General features: G+C 43.4%; 10 protein-coding genes. 7 read left to right on the top strand and 3 right to left on the bottom strand.

Features of this window, described 5'->3' with window-relative positions:
- Positions 1–260: 260 nt before the first annotated feature.
- Positions 261–1,862, bottom strand: a complete 1,602-nt coding sequence (locus tag ON006_RS13950) for a sulfatase-like hydrolase/transferase (protein ID WP_244820406.1) — start codon at positions 1,860–1,862, stop codon at positions 261–263.
- A 597-nt stretch (positions 1,863–2,459) separates the two neighbouring features.
- Here ON006_RS13950 and ON006_RS13945 point away from each other — a divergent pair.
- Positions 2,460–2,870: a response regulator gene (locus ON006_RS13945; protein WP_244820405.1), complete on the top strand. Its 411-nt coding sequence runs from the start codon at positions 2,460–2,462 to the stop codon at positions 2,868–2,870.
- A gap of 82 nt (positions 2,871–2,952) precedes the next feature.
- Here the strand turns inward: ON006_RS13945 and ON006_RS13940 are convergent, their stop codons facing one another.
- A complete protein-coding gene (locus ON006_RS13940) occupies positions 2,953–3,108 on the bottom strand; it encodes a hypothetical protein (RefSeq protein WP_267609989.1) in 156 nt (51 codons plus the stop codon).
- A gap of 34 nt (positions 3,109–3,142) precedes the next feature.
- Between ON006_RS13940 and ON006_RS13935 the strand changes: the two genes are divergently transcribed.
- The 4 genes from ON006_RS13935 (at position 3,143) to ON006_RS13920 (ending at position 9,728) form a co-directional block, all read left to right on the top strand.
- Positions 3,143–4,132, top strand: coding sequence for a phytanoyl-CoA dioxygenase family protein (locus ON006_RS13935; RefSeq protein ID WP_244820404.1), 990 nt, complete (start codon positions 3,143–3,145; stop codon positions 4,130–4,132).
- Positions 4,133–4,538: 406 nt separating this feature from the next.
- Entirely contained in the window at positions 4,539–5,111 is a 573-nt protein-coding gene (locus ON006_RS13930) for an RNA polymerase sigma-70 factor (RefSeq protein WP_244820403.1), read from the top strand.
- A 410-nt stretch (positions 5,112–5,521) separates the two neighbouring features.
- Complete coding sequence (locus ON006_RS13925; protein ID WP_244820402.1) at positions 5,522–8,716, top strand: TonB-dependent receptor; 3,195 nt, start codon at positions 5,522–5,524, stop codon at positions 8,714–8,716.
- 157 nt (positions 8,717–8,873) lie between these two features.
- Positions 8,874–9,728 carry a glycerophosphodiester phosphodiesterase gene (locus tag ON006_RS13920; RefSeq protein WP_244820401.1) on the top strand — a complete coding sequence of 285 codons (855 nt, stop codon included), beginning with the start codon at positions 8,874–8,876 and terminating at the stop codon, positions 9,726–9,728.
- Between the two features lie 166 nt (positions 9,729–9,894).
- Here ON006_RS13920 and ON006_RS13915 read toward each other — a convergent pair whose 3' ends face one another.
- A complete protein-coding gene (locus tag ON006_RS13915) occupies positions 9,895–10,800 on the bottom strand; it encodes a DUF6454 family protein (RefSeq protein ID WP_267609988.1) in 906 nt (301 codons plus the stop codon).
- A 578-nt stretch (positions 10,801–11,378) separates the two neighbouring features.
- Here ON006_RS13915 and ON006_RS13910 point away from each other — a divergent pair.
- A complete protein-coding gene (locus ON006_RS13910; RefSeq protein WP_244820399.1) occupies positions 11,379–13,331 on the top strand; it encodes a glycoside hydrolase family 97 protein in 1,953 nt (650 codons plus the stop codon).
- 190 nt (positions 13,332–13,521) lie between these two features.
- Entirely contained in the window at positions 13,522–17,730 is a 4,209-nt protein-coding gene (locus ON006_RS13905) for a VPS10 domain-containing protein (protein WP_244820398.1), read from the top strand.
- Positions 17,731–17,781 lie beyond the last annotated feature (51 nt).

Below are 17,781 nucleotides of genomic sequence, written 5' to 3'. Positions count from 1 at the left end.
GCATACGACATGGTAGCAAAATGCAATTGATAATTTTGAGTTTTTTCGCTGTGAACAGCACAGATACTTTAAAAAGTATTTGTGCTGTTGAATGTATCAAGCGGGCGGCTCCTACAGCATTCACTAATTTGAAGCGCTTAAAATTAAACTTATGTTTATCCGCGTCGTTATCCGCGTTTTTAGGCAAGGTTAGGTGCAAATGACTACATATAAACTATTGACAATAGACTTTTAGTCAAAATCTTCCATCGCAATCTCGCTTACAGTTTCACTGGCCTGAGTTCTCTTTCATCTGAAAACCAGCCATTGTTTAAATCTCCGTCACATTTCTGGGTAAGTTTCATTGTTAGCTCTTTCACCTTATCAGGATATCGGGCGGAGAGGTCGTTTTGTTCTTTGTAGTCTTTTGGAAGATAATATAGTTGAAAAATTTTCTTTGGCGCATAGTACCTCAGTTTCCATCCGTCGTCGGTTACAAGTGCAGGGCCCATAAAAGAGGCAAAAGCAATAGATTCATGCCGCTTTTCCTGGCTGGTACCATTTTTTTCCAGGACTGCTAAATAAGACACGCCGTCTTTTGTGTCTTTCAGCGGTACATGGAGCATATCGGCCATAGTTGCTAAAAAATCATAGTTGGTGACTAATTTATCTGACACAAAACCTTTTTTGAATTTTTTGGGCCAATACACGAACAAAGGCACTTTCACACCACCATTCCAATTACTTCTTTTTAAGCCAGCCATACCGTGATTTCCGTCAAAAATATCAAACCCAACTTCGCTGTAGTACTTGTTGGTAATATCATTAAAGGCTTCTCCGGTTTTTACATTACGATACGGCTTTACGACTCTTTTTTTGAAAGTTGTGTACAGTTCATGACCATTGTCGGAGGTAAAAATGATGATTGTTTTTTCAGCGATGTCCAGTTGTTCCAGCTCATTTCGAATAACTCCCAAATCGTCATCTAATCTTTTTACCATGGAAGCGTAAGCTTTCTCAATATTTGTCAGCTCGTTCTGAAAAATAAGTTCGGGATGAATGCTGGGTACGGCTACAGGGCCATGCGGAAGTTGCGTAGGATGATACAGAAAGAAAGGCCGGTCCTTGTTTGTCCTGATAAAACCTAATATTTTTTGCAAAAAAAGATCCTGTGAATACACTTGCTTTCCGTTCATGTCCCATCTGTCTTTTTCCTGCAAAGAATCTGATCCGCTCTCGCCCGTTTTTCCAGCATCAGGAAGTGAGTTACCTGGTATCGTTAAACGTTTGCCGTTTTCATGCAAAAACATCGGATAAAAACCATGGCACTGTGTGTGGTCGTAATATCCATAATGATAATCCCAACCATGATGGTCCAGTTGTTTGGCGGCCGTGGTAAATCCGTAGTCTAACTTCCCAACCTGACCTGTTATATAGCCAGCTTCTTTAAATACCTGGGGTAAATACTGCACATCGGGTTCCTTCCCAATCGCCTTATTTACCGCCTGTTGCATTTGTTGGTCCGAAACCTTACCCGAAACCGTTTCTTTGTAAGCTCCCGACTCTGTCAGGATATATTTGCCTTTGCGGCAGTCGCTATATCCAGTCAATAGGGTCGCGCGTGAAGGGGCACAATACCCGCTTGAGTACGAGTTTTCAAAAACGACACCTGCCTTTGCGAGCGCGTCAATATTAGGGGTTGTAAAATACTTCTGCCCATAATAGGAAAGCATGCCTGCACCCATATCATCGGCCATTATAAAAATCACGTTGGGTTTTTCATTTTTTGCAGGCTCTTTGTATTGTGCAGATACTGAAATGAACCCAAAAATCCCTAGAATAAACAGAAAACACTTTTTGAAATAACTTTTTTGGACTAACATGATTTTATAAGCATTCAGAAACCGGCGAGGAAAAATACCCGAAGGGTGATCGCGCAATTTATCATTTAGCTTTCATAAACTTATAGGGCTTTATAAAACTATTTCATATCAATTAAGGCAGCCAGTTTATTGAAATTTGTGGGATTAAATGGTGATTAGTTTGCATTGATAATCAGTCAGGTCGCGCGTCAATTATATATGAAGAGGCACTTTTTACTGCTAGCCGTGATAATCGGAGCCAGGCGCTGGTCATGCTGAATGATCCGACAAGACCTGGACATGTCAGTAGCTGCACTTGGACAATTACGGCATTCTACCATCTTGAATGCAAGTTAGAATAAGGAATTGTATTGCTTAATCCACAGGTCAGCGATTTGTGGGTTTTTAATTAACATTCGACTTTTGTGTAGTATTAATTCTGTACTGAATATAATTTATTTACACATGAATTCAATTTGTTTGGTGAAAGTCTGGATTTTTTCGTAGTGTCGCATTGATGGAAGCGGATAAATTTGGCTTGGGTAAAAGTGCTATTTTCCGGAAGTGGTGAGTAGAACTGATTTCAGATGGAATCCCCATTAACGCCAGGTCAATGACATGATGAACGTAATAATTGTTGACGAACATGGGTTATTTCGCACAGGCACCCGCATTACACTTAAGAGCCGGTTCGACAACGTTGCTACGCTCGAAACCGATTCGATTTATGATCTGGAGAGGATCATGCAGGTGAATATTTTTGATATAGTTATTATTGGCCTGTCAGAAGAGCATTCTAAGATAGACCGGGGCGCTCTGAAAAAAATCATGAAAACGCACCCCCTGGTATCTTTCATTGTGTGTGGTGGAATTCCTGATTACAAGCTGGGCCGATCTCTCATGCGCATGGGCGTGAAAGGTTATCTTACGAAGCAGGGCTGTCCTGAGGAGCTTGTTGCATGTGTGCGTGCTGTTCTGGCAGGACAGTCTTTTTTGAATGACCAAGTAAGTTCGCCATTACAGGATTAGAAAGTGATTAAGGCCGGAATAGCCTCGGGTAACAGGGATGGCAGTCAGGAAATATCACGGTAAGTTTTCCAAGAGGGGACACCTATACTGCTGCAATACCTGTAAATCTGCGCGGCGAGGTAACCGGAAAGGCAATCGCGGTCAAAGGCGGGCAATTGAGTTTCCCGCTTGGGGCGTACGCACCTGCCAGTTTCATTCTTAACAGGTAATAGTGGAAATATTCATAAAATAGACTCATTTAAGTTTTGTCATATTTCTCAAAAGGAACGTTTATGCAAACTCAAAATAATGGAATATCGCTGGATCTTGCAGATTATGGGCAACCCATCTGCAATCTTTTCGTGCAACCCAAAACTGCGAAAGAATGGGAACAGTATATGCTCACCGAACAGCAGATCGCCGATTTCGAAAGAGATGGTTTTGTTCGTGGTATTGAGGTAATGTCCGATGAGCAAGTCGATATTCTCAACGAAGAGCTGGTAAAGTTGCAGTCTCTGACCGACGATGAGCGGGAGCTGTTTTATCACTACGAAAGCAATGAATCCGAAGACCCGGACCGGGTGCTTTTCCATGCGATCGGCGGGTGGCGCATTACACCGGGTTTCCATGATTTATTCTGGTCGCCGGCATATCGGATGGCGGCCTATCAGTTGCTCGGGCAGTCATTTCGGTTATTTCATGACCAACTGTTTTGCAAACCAGCCAGGCACGGCGGTGTGGTAGCCTGGCACCAGGACTATTCATATTGGACGTTTACCAAACCAATGCATCACCTTACCTGCTGGATCGGCCTGGATGACGCAAATAAAGAAAATGGTTGCCTGTATTTTGTTCCAGGTAGCCATCAATGGGGTTTACTGCCCATCACCGGGCTTACCGGCGGAATGGAAGCGGTAAGGGAAATACTAAATGAGGAGCAAAATGCCAGTTTCGATAATCGTGTCGCCAATGAATTAAAACGGGGATATGCCAGCTTTCACCACCCGCTTACAATGCATGGCTCCTATGAAAACGTATCCGATCGTTCCAGGAGAGCGGTTGTGCTTAATGCGATGAGTTTTCAAACCTTGGGGAACACCGCAGGTTATGAAAGGCTTGATGCGTTGAAAGACTTTCCCGCAATGGACCAGGACAAAGTTCTTGACGGTAATTTCTTTCCGTTATTATTTGATGGGGACAAGGAATTGGAAGCATTGGCGGAAAGAGTCCCAAAAGTTAATCAGGCAATGTTGTACCATAATCAGATCTTGAAACAAGTTTAAAAGCAAAAAGCACATCAGGTTTGGGCTTTGATAGCCAGAAATGAAACTCTTTTTTGGGCTTGCTCCCTATTGACAACCTGTCAATTCCGGGACTTTTGGCTATTCGTATATTGAATAGCGTTAGTTTTTTTTGTGGCCCTGTTGTAATACTTTGACTTGCTGTTGCATTCGCCTGTTGAATGTAGCCTTCCTGAGTCGATGTGGAGCTGCTATGTAACCAATTTATCTTATATGCATCATTTTTTTGATGACAAAATGAGAAATGTTATTCAAAATAACATATAAAATTGCTTAAATATCGGAGGTGGGAATTGAAAATATACCGGAAATTTGTTCTGTCATATTCAGAAAATGATTGCAGTTGGTTTGTCTGCTTTGTTTTAAAAGTGTCTGTTTTATAAGCCATATGCGAGTTTCATACGAGCCCCCTTTATTTGACGATCAATTGGCAGCAAGCCTGCTTCGGGACGACGAAAAAGCATTTAGTGAGATATATAACCGTTACTGGCAACGGCTATACGTTTTTGCGTTGAGTAAGCTCAATGACGAAACGGGCGCCGAAGAGACTATCCAGACGGTTTTTGTAGATCTATGGCAAAAACGCAGGCGCAATCAAATTGACAACCTATCATCGTACCTCTACAAAGCGGTGAAAAACAAGTGTATAGACCACATTAGACAACGATTGGTAAAAGACCGGCACGAAGAGTTCTTGCTCAACACTTTTGTAGACGAAGACATGGGCACCGAAGAATTGCTCGCCTTGCAGGAATTGAAAGCGGTGATCGATCTGTCTATGAAGCAGCTTCCTGAAAAAACCCGGGAAATATTTAAACTCAGCCGGCTAGACGGCTTATCCGTACGGGAAGTGTCGCTCGCACTTTCCGTTCCCCAACGCACTGTGGAATATCACCTGGCACATGCTTTGAAAGTGATGCGTGGTTGTCTGAGGGATTTTATAGTTTTTGGAGGCAATTGAAAAATATGACCCGATGAAATGATTTTTAGGGGAATCCACAATTTCTATTGCGGTTCGCAGGCACCGGAACCGATTTGTATGTAGAGAATCTAGGTAAGCCATCTCCCGCAGCGAGATTGATCTGGGTTTTAAAGCTACTGCGGCACTACCACTTTGGGAAGTGCACGGAGGAAAGAATGCCTATTGTAGATGAGGCATGGACGAGAGGTCCAACTACCGGCTCAACCCTGAGCTTGGAAATACTAACTGCTTGATTATGTGATATAAATTAGACTGGAAACAGGAAGCATAGGGGAATAACATGCTTGTTCGTTTGTTCATACATTCATAATAATTTGGTAACATTATACGAATTACATTTGCAGAAAAATACAATTTCTTCAAAAGAATCCCCACGCAACCCACAGACAATGAAAACGGTAACTTTACTAGTAGCACTTATTTTTTGTGCATTTTCACTGCATGCCCAAAATAATTTGGGAGCCTTCACCGGAAGGGTGCTCGACGGCACCAATTCCAAAGCCGAGCCGCTGGTAGCGGTATCGATTACTTTCAAGAACGAGTCAACGGGTTTTCAAACCCATACCGTGACCAACAATGATGGTTTTTTTAAAATAGAAGATCTTCCCCTGGGTGGTCCTTATTCCGTGTTGGTTACTTATGTAGGGTTTGGCTCCAAACTACTGAAGGGATACACCCTGAATCAGGGAGACAATATCATCATTCCGGATGTGTTGCTTTCGGGTTCAGAGACTAAACTGGATGAAATTGTGGTCAAGGGCTTTTCTTATACCTCCGCACGACAACGCATTGGTGTTGCAACGAAAATAAGCGGTGAGGCTTTAAACAGAATACCGACCACTTCAAGGAATTATCAAGACCTTGCAAAGTTATCGCCATTAACACTAGGTACCAATATTGCCGGTGCCCGCAGTAATGGAAGAGGCCTTACTATTGATGGTGTTTCTAACCGTATGAACATGTTTGGATCGACTCCGGAAGGTGCTTTCCCTGTGTCAATGGAAGCAATCAGAGAATTTGAGGTCGCCACAAACACTTATAATGTTGCCGATGGACGTGGTGGAGCAGGATCAATCAAGGCGATCACTAAATCTGGCAACAACCAATTTCATGCCGACGCATGGAGCTATTACACCGGAGGAAGTCTTGCAGGCGTTCAGGTAAATCACGTGAATGATGTTTGGAGCAAAGGTAAAAAAGGTGAATACACCAACACGCAATACGGATTGAGTTTAAGCGGTCCGATTATTAAAAATAAGATACACTTTTTTGCTACTTATGATCGATATATCCAGGAGCAGCCATGGCAGACATGGAATTTTGCAACTGCTGGTGTAGATCAGGCAGACGCAGAAAATACCTTAGGAATTACTAAGGATAACCTGGACAAAATTGTTAATCAGTTAGAAACGAACTTTGGCGTTCCAAAAGTGCAGCAATATGGCAGCATGAAAATTAAGAGGACGACCGATAATGCACTCGCCAGATTTGATTTTAATCTAAGTGAAGTAAACCATTTAACGTTCAAAGCGAATTACCATGTTTATGTACAACCAGACAAAGCTCCTGGCGGCGGTCTTTTTAGTACGCAATATAAAGGCAGACAAAGAGATGCGAGTTTCTTGCTTAACCTAACATCAAGATTTAGTTCTGGGTTAAAGAACGATTTGAAACTATCCTATTCCGATCTTAAAAGAACAGGTAACAATGTCTATCCAAGAGTTCCGGTCGGTGTTGTAAAAGTAAAATCTACTTTGCCTAACGGTGCATCAAAAGAGGTGAATGTAGTATTTGGAAATCAATATTGGGCGCCTGAAACCATTGGATCGAATGATATTCAGTTAATTGACAATTTAACTTTTACAAAAGGGAAAATAAATTGGTTGGTTGGAACCGATCTTCAGTACAACCATATTAGTGATTTGTTAACACACAATCAGCAAGGTGAATTTGTATACTATTCACTTGACAACCTGATTAAAAATAAGCCTAACGAATTTAACAGAAAGGTCCCGATGACCGCAAGCGCCGGGAAGTACGTACATCCGGAAATCCTGACCACAGGATTTTATGGCCAAGGTACATGGAATGCTGGCAAGGAGCTTGAAATGACAGTAGGATTGCGCTACGACCTTACTTATTTGCCTCAAAAACCTAAGGCAGATGCTTTGTTGCTAAGCGAATTAGGCCTTAAAAGTGATGTAGCCCCGTTAGATTGGAATAATCTTCAGCCCAGATTTAATTTGAACTGGGATGTTAACGGCAAAGGAACTGATCAATTGAAGTTTGGCGCCGGCTTTTTCGCAAGTGAATTTACGACCCAGGCTTTATCATTCGCATTGATCAACAACGCGGGTAACTATAAATCTGTTTCTGTCAGAGCGGGTGATCCTAATATGCCAGAAGCCAACTGGCCAGCCTATTACCAGGACTTTTCTAATACACCCGGATATGAAAACTGGATTAAACCCAGTGGAATTAATGTAGATAACATTCCGAATGCGGTTCATTTGCTGGATAAAAATCTGCAAACACCCATGACGTTTAAAATGAATTTGAACTATACCAAGTTTATTACTAACAGATTTTATTTATCCGGTGGTTTGTATTTGAACAGGACCACTAACCAATATATGTTAGAAAATAAAAACCTTTCTGATGCTCCTAAGTTTAATGTAGCAGAAGAAAAAAATAGGGGTGTGTATGTGGCTCCTGGTTTGGTAAATAGCAATGGACTTGCCGATTATAAAAACGCCCGGAAGTCTGCTCGATTTAATGAAGTGTTGATGTTTACGAATGCAAATTGGGCACAACTTAGCTACTTTGCTGTGATTGAAGGCGCTTACAAGATACTGGACGGAGAAATTAGAGGATCATACACTTATGGCCACTCAAAAGGAGGTGTTCGTTACAATTCGGGTAACCCACAGGATATGTTCTTTACCACTACTTCTTACGGCAGCTATAAGTCGAATGCCAAGAATTGGAACGATGATGACGACCTGAGACATAAAGTAGTAGTGTCATTATTAACACCAACCTACAAAGGATTTAGTTTGAGTGCAAACCTTATTCTTAGCCAGTGGGATCACTTCTATTCAAACCTCAACAGGGACCAGAATGGTGACAACACTTCTTATAGTGCTAATGAGGACATGTCGTTTATTTTTGACCCGGCTACTGCACCAGATGCAATTAAAAACGACCTGCAATATGTGTGGGATAATACTTCTAAATATTACAGAGATTATCTGAATAAATACAAAGGTGATTTTGGTGGATTTAACGGAGGCTTACAGCCTTGGAGAAAGCAATTCGACATTAGCGCAATAAAAGACATTAAAATTGCGAAGACCAATAAATTGTCGTTAAGGGTTGACATCTTCAACGTATTGAATTTAATCAATTACAAATGGGGTGGATATGATTTTGTAAGTAACACGCGCCTTTATCAAGTAACCGGCTTTAACGCAGCTACTCAAAAGTATACTTATAGTGTTGACAAAACGGCTGGTAATCTAAGATATACAGTTGACGCTAATAAATTGTATCGTATCCAGTTTGGATTAAAGTATTCATTGTAGTAAGTAGACTGATTTTATATTTTCTGCCTGGTCCGTTTTTTGATCCCAAGGGGGGGTAATTTTGCCCTCCCTTGGATAGTATACCAGAAGAAAATTATATTCAATTCCTTAGCCCACTAATATTCAAGGGATAGGCCAACAAATAAATTTAAATTCAATGAAAAAGTATTTTTTTATTTTCGCAATGATGATGATAGCTGTGATGCAGGCAAAAGCATTGACTAGCAACGTATCAAATGCAGATAGTAGTGCAGAAACTACAAAAGACAATGCAATCAAACCCAAGTTTAAGAATTATAAATTAATTGCACATAGGGGAGGAATTTGTGAAGACATATATGAAGAATATGACCCCAGATCAATTCAGGCGGCAATTGATAGCGGATATTATATGTTAGAAATTGACGTCAGAGCCACAAAGGATAGCATACTCGTTGTCAATCATTACGATGAATTAAAAATTACTTATGGGCTTGATAAGAATATATCATCCATGACCCTTGCAGAATTTAAAAAGATAAAAGCTATAAAAGGAGGGTACAACCCTTTGACACTGGAAGAAGTTTTGAAAATGATGAAAAAGAGGGATGTAAAAATCATGGTCGACCTTAAACTGGAAGTAACACCATGGTATAACAAAAAAATTAACGATATCCTTAAAAAATATGACATGCTGGAAGATGCTGTATTTCTTAGAAACGACGTGATCAATTTATACGAAGCGGGTAAATTTGGTTTCAGAATGAGTGAAATGGACAAAATCAAGCAGATGGTTAAAGATGGTAAGAACGTTGCCAACAAGTATTATCTGTTCGATAACGGAAACAAGATCAATGCGGATGCAGCAAGATGGTGTCAAAAAAACAACATATTGGTTTGTCCATCAGTTAATTTCGGACACTACACACTGGAAGATCCCACCAAAGGGGCGAAACGGGATATTGAGTACTTAATCAAATGTGGTGTTACCATGTTCCAGATCGATTCTGATTTTGATGCTTTCTTTGAGTAGTCCTCTGGCGGGACGCTTTTGAGGATTCATTTCTGTAAATTGTGTAATTCTTCCTGTAAAACGTATAAAGCCCTGCAATCACACGATTAGCAGGGTTTATGCTTTTAGGGTTCAAAGTCTGCTTGTTTTAAAAGCCTCTCTTTGGTACCTGATTCGGTGAGTAATGCTATAATTCAATATCATAAATAAATAAAACTGCCTTTTCCTCATCATCAGGTACAAAATATGCTCTCAGACCCTTATCTGTAACCTCAACGGCGGCAGGATTATTGCACATCATCTCTCCGGTTGGAGACCATAGCGTTACAGGAATTTGTCGAACCGGGCGAAAATCGTTCAGATTAAAAATCTCCCAACTTCCAATATGAAATTCAGTTACATCATTTTTATATACCATTTTTCCCGAACCAAGCATTAAACCGTCGCCAAGGTATTTGCAATCCTGATAATCAGTATGGAAAGAAGGATTTTCTTTGGCCAATTTTTCTGGTGCAAGATTTCGATTATTTACTTTCCGGTTCTTATCAAGTTTCCAGGTATAAAACTTCCTGGCGCCCCAATTCGCGCCAGTCAGCGTATTATTTTGAAGATTATGAACGATTGCGCCAATGGATTCTTTGATACGAACCACCTCTGTCAGCTCCATTGTCTCTACTTTGAGTTTGTAGATAATGGAAGAACTATTAGGCCGATACTCTGTCACTGGAATCCAGATATATGTTCCATCATAATCAATGCCTCCCGGATGATAAATATCTCCTGAACCCACTAATAGATCTGCCAATAAATTTCCGTCTTTGTCAAACTTAAAAATATGCCCCTTTCCGATACCAGTATCTCTATCCAGACCATTTATAGGTTGCTCATATCGCTCTGTCTTTTTAATTACTTCTACCGAACTCATATAAAAATAATCGCCAATTTTGATCATTCCTTGTGTATGATGTGCATCAAATTTTAAAGAGATAGCAGCTGTTTTATTCCATTTACTACTGACATTTAACTTCAATAGTCGCTGATGAATCAACAAGTTTGAGGAAGACTTCTGAGCATATCCAATACTTGTCATCATACTTAGACCTATTAGAGTTAATGCAAAAAACTTTACCTGATTAAACATAAATATCAAATTTTAATTGAATAGGGGTTAAAATGATCATTTTGACTTCAAATGTATATTTTTTAAGTGGTAATAGTTTATAAAGATACAAGACCATTTGTTACAACAAACATATCAAGTTGTTAAAAAATACATCGAACAATATCAAAAGATTGAGCTCTAAAAACTTGTGGAGATTATTGTGGTTCTAGTGGGCATGAATGAAACGATTTTATTGACTTGCTCCTTGTCGACAATGGGTCAATTTCTGAATGTGAATTATTTGTGTATTGAATATCGCTAATATGAATTTTTAAAGAATTTGTTTTTTTGTTGCGGAAGGTGAAGGTCTGAAACGACTTATATCAAGGGTCAATGTCCCAGAATGAGAAAACTCGATTAAAGCATATTCGCTACCGATTTAGTTAAGTGGTGTTTCTTAAATCTGAAAGTCTTTGATTTTCCGGTTTTGTCTGACCAGGTGGATTGTGAATGTCATCACCGATCAAATTTGTTTCGATATGATTTATAGGCGTGTAATATTGTTGGCCATGTTTTTGTGTATTGGGCTGTCCCTTTTTGCACAAACCAAAGTAACACTTAAGTCTCCCGACGGCACGCTGGTTTACGAACTGAGGTTTGTTGCCCAGAAGCCGCTATACCGGGTGATTTACAAGGGGAAAGTACTTGTTGACGATTCGGGGTTAAGCCTGGACTTTAAAGATGGTGACCGTTTCGGGGCCGGTTTGAAAATACTAAGGCCAGTATTCAGCACTGTGGACGACACATATGAACTGCCCGTTGGAAAGGCTAAAACGGTCCGTGACGTCCATCGGCAAGCATTGATCCCCTTGGTTGAGTCGGGTGAAAAGGCGAGAAGGGTAAACCTCATTGTGCGCGCGTTTGATGATGGCTTAGCGATGCGTTATGAATTTCCCACGCAGGAAAACTGGAAGGAGTACTCTTTAATTGATGAAAATACCTGGTTCAATGTTGCTGGTAACCCCAGAATTATCAGTCTGCATTTCGACAACTATGTGAGCAGTCATGAAGGGTTATACCAGAAGTTTTTGCTAAGCGAATTGCCTGAAAAAAAGCTGATGGACATGCCCGCCTTAATCGAATTTCCCGGAAAAATATACATGGCCATTACGGAAGCTAGTTTGCGGGACTATGCGGGAATGTACCTGACCAAGGTCAATGGCAGGCTCAAAAGCCAACTTTCACCCCTTCCAGGGCAGCAGGATGTGAAAGTGAAAGCAGTACTGCCGCACAGGACGCCGTGGCGGGTTATGCTCGTCAGCGACAGGATCGGTGCGCTGATTGAGTCGAACATGCTCACAAGCCTGAATGAACCCACCGAAATAAAAGATCTGAGCTGGCTCAAACCCGGAAAAACGTCTTTCCATTGGTGGAATGGTGATGTAGTACCTGACACCACGTTCTCACCCGGGGTAAATTTTGAAACTAATAAGTATTATATCGATTTCTGTGCCCGGAACAACATCGAATACCATTCAGTGATCGGTTACGGCGGTGTTCCCTGGTACCCGACCAACGGACCCGGTTTTGGGGATCCAGGTACTTATTCTGACGTCACGAAAACAATACCATCGCTGGACATGCAGCAGATCTGTGACTATGCCAAGCAAAAGGGCGTAGGTATACACGTATGGGTGCATTGGCGTGCGCTATACCCGCAACTGGAAGCCGCTTTTTCTCAGTTTGAAAAATGGGGTATCAAAGGAATGATGGTCGATTTTATGGATAGGGACGATCAGGAAATGGTGAAAATCCAGGAGGAGATTCTTAGCCGGGCTGCAGCACATAAGCTCTTTATTCAATTCCATGGCTCGTTTAAGCCAACCGGGCTCAGCAGGACCTACCCCAATGAATTTACGCGGGAAGGGACATTGAATTACGAGAACAACAAATGGCTGGAGGCCGGCATCAGTCCAGAACATGACCTGGACATAGCCTTTACACGATTGCTGGCAGGGGCCAGCGATTATCACCTGGGTGGTTTCCGGGCTGTAAAACCGGAACAGTTCAAAACACATTATGTTCGCCCATTTATGATCGGCACCCGTTGTCACATGCTGGCAATGTACGTGGTGTTGGAAAGTTACCTGCAAATGCTTGCTGATTTTCCCGCAGCATATGAAGGGCAGCCCGGCTTTGATTTTCTGCGGAAAATCCCGACAACGTGGGACGAAACCAGGGTTTTGAATGCAGAATTGGGCGAAACCATTACGATAGCACGACGAAGGGGTAAGGAATGGTACGTAGGAACATTGAACAACAGCAAGGCCAGGAGCTTAAAGATCAAGCTGGATTTTTTGAGCGAGGGTAACCACATGGCCGAAGTTTATTCGGATGCAGCTGATGCAGTTGAAAACCCCAATAATTTAACAAGGAAAACCCAGCAGGTGAAGAATGGGGAAACATTGGAGGTTCACCTCGCTTCCGGAGGAGGACAAGTTCTGCGGATCGTCGGGATGTAACTTACTTGTCCAGGCCTGTTAAAATAACAGATAAAGTCGAAAGAATATCAGAGGCGCAACGCCGAAACATATCTGAGATTTGTCCTATTCAAATTTTTAGAAAAAATCTGCAGTATGAGTGCCGGTGCGAATCGGCAGTGTAAACATGCTGTGTTGAAAAGTATCAAATTTTACTGTAAATCAATGTGGTATGAGGAACTATTTACGTTTGTCTTTTCTATGTTTAATGTGTTTTACAGCCTATGGCCAAGGGGCGAATTCTCCGATATGTCCTTTACCCCTGGAAGACGCTGCGCCTTCCTGGGCGGCATTGATGTACAAGGCACAAGATCAGATTAATGTATATGAGATTGATGCGGCATTGGAAAACTATTACAGCGCCAGGCCGTTTGTGAAGGATAACTATTTTCGGGCCTATAAAAGGTGGAGAAGGGCGGTGGCATCCTTTGTGAAGGAAGATGGCCGGGTAGATTTTGAGAGGATGGCCGCTTCCGAGTCGCAACAGATCAATCCCGCGGCCCGGAGCAAGGGTAACAACCGGGTCGGCGCGGCCACGTGGACCGTGATTGGGCCAATGAATACATTTGAAGCAGAGGGTAGTTCAGATCTCGGGAAAGAGGTGCCCTGGCAGGTCAATATTTACGCTTTTGATGTTGCCCCAAGTAATGAGTCTATTCTTTATGCCGGGACTGAAACCGGTGGGATCTTTAAAACGATCGACAAGGGACAGAGCTGGACTTTTGTATCGAAAGATTTGGCCAGGAGCTCAATTCAGGGTATTTCTGTCAGTGGGTCGGACCCGAATTTGGTTTTGGTCTGCAAAGGATCGGTCCTTCTCAAAAGTAGCGATGGTGGTGTAACCTGGACACAGCTCCGTTCGTTTGCCGGGCTGGATGTCAATGAGGTCAAATTCAATCCTTCGAACTCCAATATTATTTATGTCGCAACATCTGATGGCCTCTACCGGTCGATAGATCAGGGAGTCAACTGGGCACGGGTGCTCTCTGCAACGGTCTATGACATTGATTTTCACCCCAATGATGCTGATGGTGTTTATGTATGTGTACAGGAAACTGTTTCAAAAAACCTGCAATTCCATAAATCGGCCGATGGCGGCGCTTCGTTCACACCAGTGACCACCGGGCTCGACGGGTTTGTGTGCTCTGGCGCGAGGCTGTCGGCGAGCCGGTCGAATGCCAATGTGCTCTATATCGTCTCGCTCAATGGCACCGCTGGCGGACAGCCGTACCTGTTTAAAAGTACGGATGGTGGTGCCAGTTGGAGTACGGTTGCCACGGGTAGCAGCACAAATTGGGGGATGAACAATGGCCAGGGCTACTATGACCTGGATATCGAGGTTTCCCCTTCCGATGCAAATATTGTTTTTACTGGCACGACCACCTTGTTCAAGTCCACCGACGGAGGTGTTACTCATACAGCAATAGGAGGGTACGCCGGGCCATTTCGCATTCACCCGGATGTACAATGCATCAAAATCCGCGGAAACTATACCTGGGTTGCCACGGACGGTGGGTTTACCTATTCGACAGACTATTTTACTGATCAGGCCAATGCACATTCCAGTAACAGCGGGATCTTTGCTTCTGATTTTTGGGGCTTTGACCAGGGTTGGAACGAAGACCTGATGGTTGGCGGAAGGTACCATAATGGTAATACTGCATTGTACCAAAATTATCCGGTAGGAAAAAGTGTTCGTTTGGGCGGAGCTGAAGAGGCTACCGGGGTGGTCATTCAGCCTGCAGACAAGCTGGCTGCTTTCAAAGACGTAGGGCCCAGGACAATCCCTGGTTCGATCGGTGGGCAGTCCGTCCGGGGCCCAGCTTTTTCTATGTATCCCAACCAGGAAGGTTACGGGGCCTACAACGGCGAGGTAGTTTATCACCCGCAGTATTTCAACACGATTTTCCTGACGAGGGATAACCAGCTGTGGAAAAGCGTTGATGCGGGAGGGTCGTATACTGCGCTTTATGATTTTGCCGAAAAAACATGGCGGGTGGAAATTCCAAGAAGCAATCCCGCAGTGATCTACGTGAGTACCAATGGTGGCATATATAAAAGCAGCGATAATGGTACCACCTTTGCAAAGTTATCATTGCCAAAGACCTACCAATATTACCGCACGGACCTGGCGGTAAACCCTGAGAATGAAAATGAACTGGTCATCCTGGTTTCAAATGATATTTATAAAACCATGGACTCGGGCGGGAGCTGGACAAAACTCACCACTGCTACGCTGGCAGGGAGGACGTTCAATTCCCTGGTCTGGCATCCAGGCACCAATGGAGGGCTTTACCTAACCGGTGTGCAGCCAGGTGCCAGTGTTTATTACCGCGATAATGACATGGCGGATTGGACCAACTACAGCGATGGTTTACCGTTCGGGTTTAACCCGGGATTCACCAGGCCTTTTTTCAAAAAAGGAAAGCTGCGGCTGGCCGGCAATTTGGGGATCTGGGAAGCACCGTTGATCACCAGCGCACCACCTATCGCCGGTCCGTGGGTCAGGCAGCAGTCTGTGAGGACTTGCGAGGGGCCTATCCAGTTTAATAGCTACTCGGTGGCCGATGATAAAGACCTTACTTATCAATGGTCTTTCCCCACCGGTTCTCCTTCATCTGCAACTGTGCGCGATCCTGAGGTACTATTTACAACGGCAGGGGAACATACGGCAACACTCACCGTTTCCAACGCCTATGGCTCGGATACCAAAACGATCAAGATTATGGCCAGGCAAACGGCCTGTGAGCCCGATACGCTCGCAGGAAAATCACTGGACCTGACCGATCCTGACAGTTATGTGTCTATTTCTCCAATGCCTTCGCTGGGCAGTGCCAACAATACCATAACGTTTATGGCCTGGGTTAAACCCAAGGGAATCCAGAAAGACTACTCAGGGATCATCGTTCAGGACGACAGCCGCAGCGGCCTTTTCTTTAATGAAGGGAATAATTCGTTGGGGTATATGTGGAATAATCACGGTTATTGGGAGAGATCCGGGCTTGTGCTGCCTGCCGACAAGTGGTCGCATGTTGCCATGGTCGTCAACGGTACCGAATGTATTCTTTACGTCAATGGGGTTTCTCACCGTTTTACCAATTCGGGCTCGTATGCCAAAATTGATTTTACAACCAGATCATGGGACCTGGGTACAGACCGTAAGAACACCGGCGTAGGAAGCAGAAACGCCAATTTAGAGATTGAAGAGGTAAGGTTTTACAATGCTGTGCTCAGCCGCGACCAGATCAGGGAAAAAATGCACATTATCCCCCGGGATGTGACGCAGGAGCAGGCGCTGATTAGCTATTACCAATTTAACCAGTACGATCCCGAATCAAGGACATTGGTCCCCACTTTCGGTGAGGGGAAATCCATCAGCGTATCGCCCGGCTTATTCATAAACTCAACCGCGCCGATAGCAACGGGCACTTCGTTCCGCATCAGCAGTGTAAACACAGCAGGAATGTTTGACTTTACGGGAACCGGCCTGAAACTTGACTTTTCTGCCGGACAACCTTATCCGGATGGTGAACTGCTGGTAAGCAGGCTCGACGGCTATCCCAATGTACTGCCTGGCACAGGAAATTATTATAAACAATACTGGGTGGTACGCAACTATGGCGTGAACCAAACCTTCGGCCCATTGAACCAAATGAAATTCTCCGGTAAGGGCCTCGGGGAACAGGAGGCCAGTGGTTTGACTCTCTTTAAGCGGGGCTCCAACGAAGACCTCGGTAATTGGGAAAGCATTTGCACGGCAGCTTCTTCCGATGCGGACACGATCAACTTCGGCTCAGGCTGTAACATTACCAGTTTCAGTCAGTTTGTGATCAAAAGCCAGAACCCCTTACCCCTTCGGCTTATTAGCTTCGAGGCTGTTTCGACAGTGAAAAATGAAGTGTTACTGAATTGGCATGTTTCAGAAGACAATGAAAGCGCCAGCTATGAACTGATGAAAAGTCATGACGGTATCAACTGGAATGAGACCATTTACAAAACGCTTTCTGAAAGTGGCGACCGCAGCCGTTATCAATTTGTTGACCGTAAAGTACCTGCGGGCTGGGTTTATTACCGGCTTAGGCTGGTTGGGAATAACAAGTCGCCGTTCTATTCAAGGATCGTTGCCGTATTTGTCAGGGATTCCGGCGCACAATTCAATGTATACCCGGTACCGGTGAGCAGCAAGGCGCCTCTGACGATAGAATCCAACCTGGGGACGCCTGTGATTTTTACACTTTTCGACCAGACTGGAAAGGAGATTTACAAAGGGGAGTTTGTACAGAAAAAAGAGTTGCCAACCAATAAGCTATCCGCTGGTATTTACATCGTACTGATCAAAAGCAAGGATTATATGGAGTTTAAAAGGGTAGTGGTGCAGTAAACTCCGCAAATACATACCGCAGGGGGTTTAATAAATCTATTGTCTAGTTTC

This window comes from Dyadobacter pollutisoli, assembly GCF_026625565.1.
GTDB lineage: Bacteria > Bacteroidota > Bacteroidia > Cytophagales > Spirosomataceae > Dyadobacter > Dyadobacter pollutisoli.
This window is presented reverse-complemented; position numbering and strand designations above follow the sequence as displayed.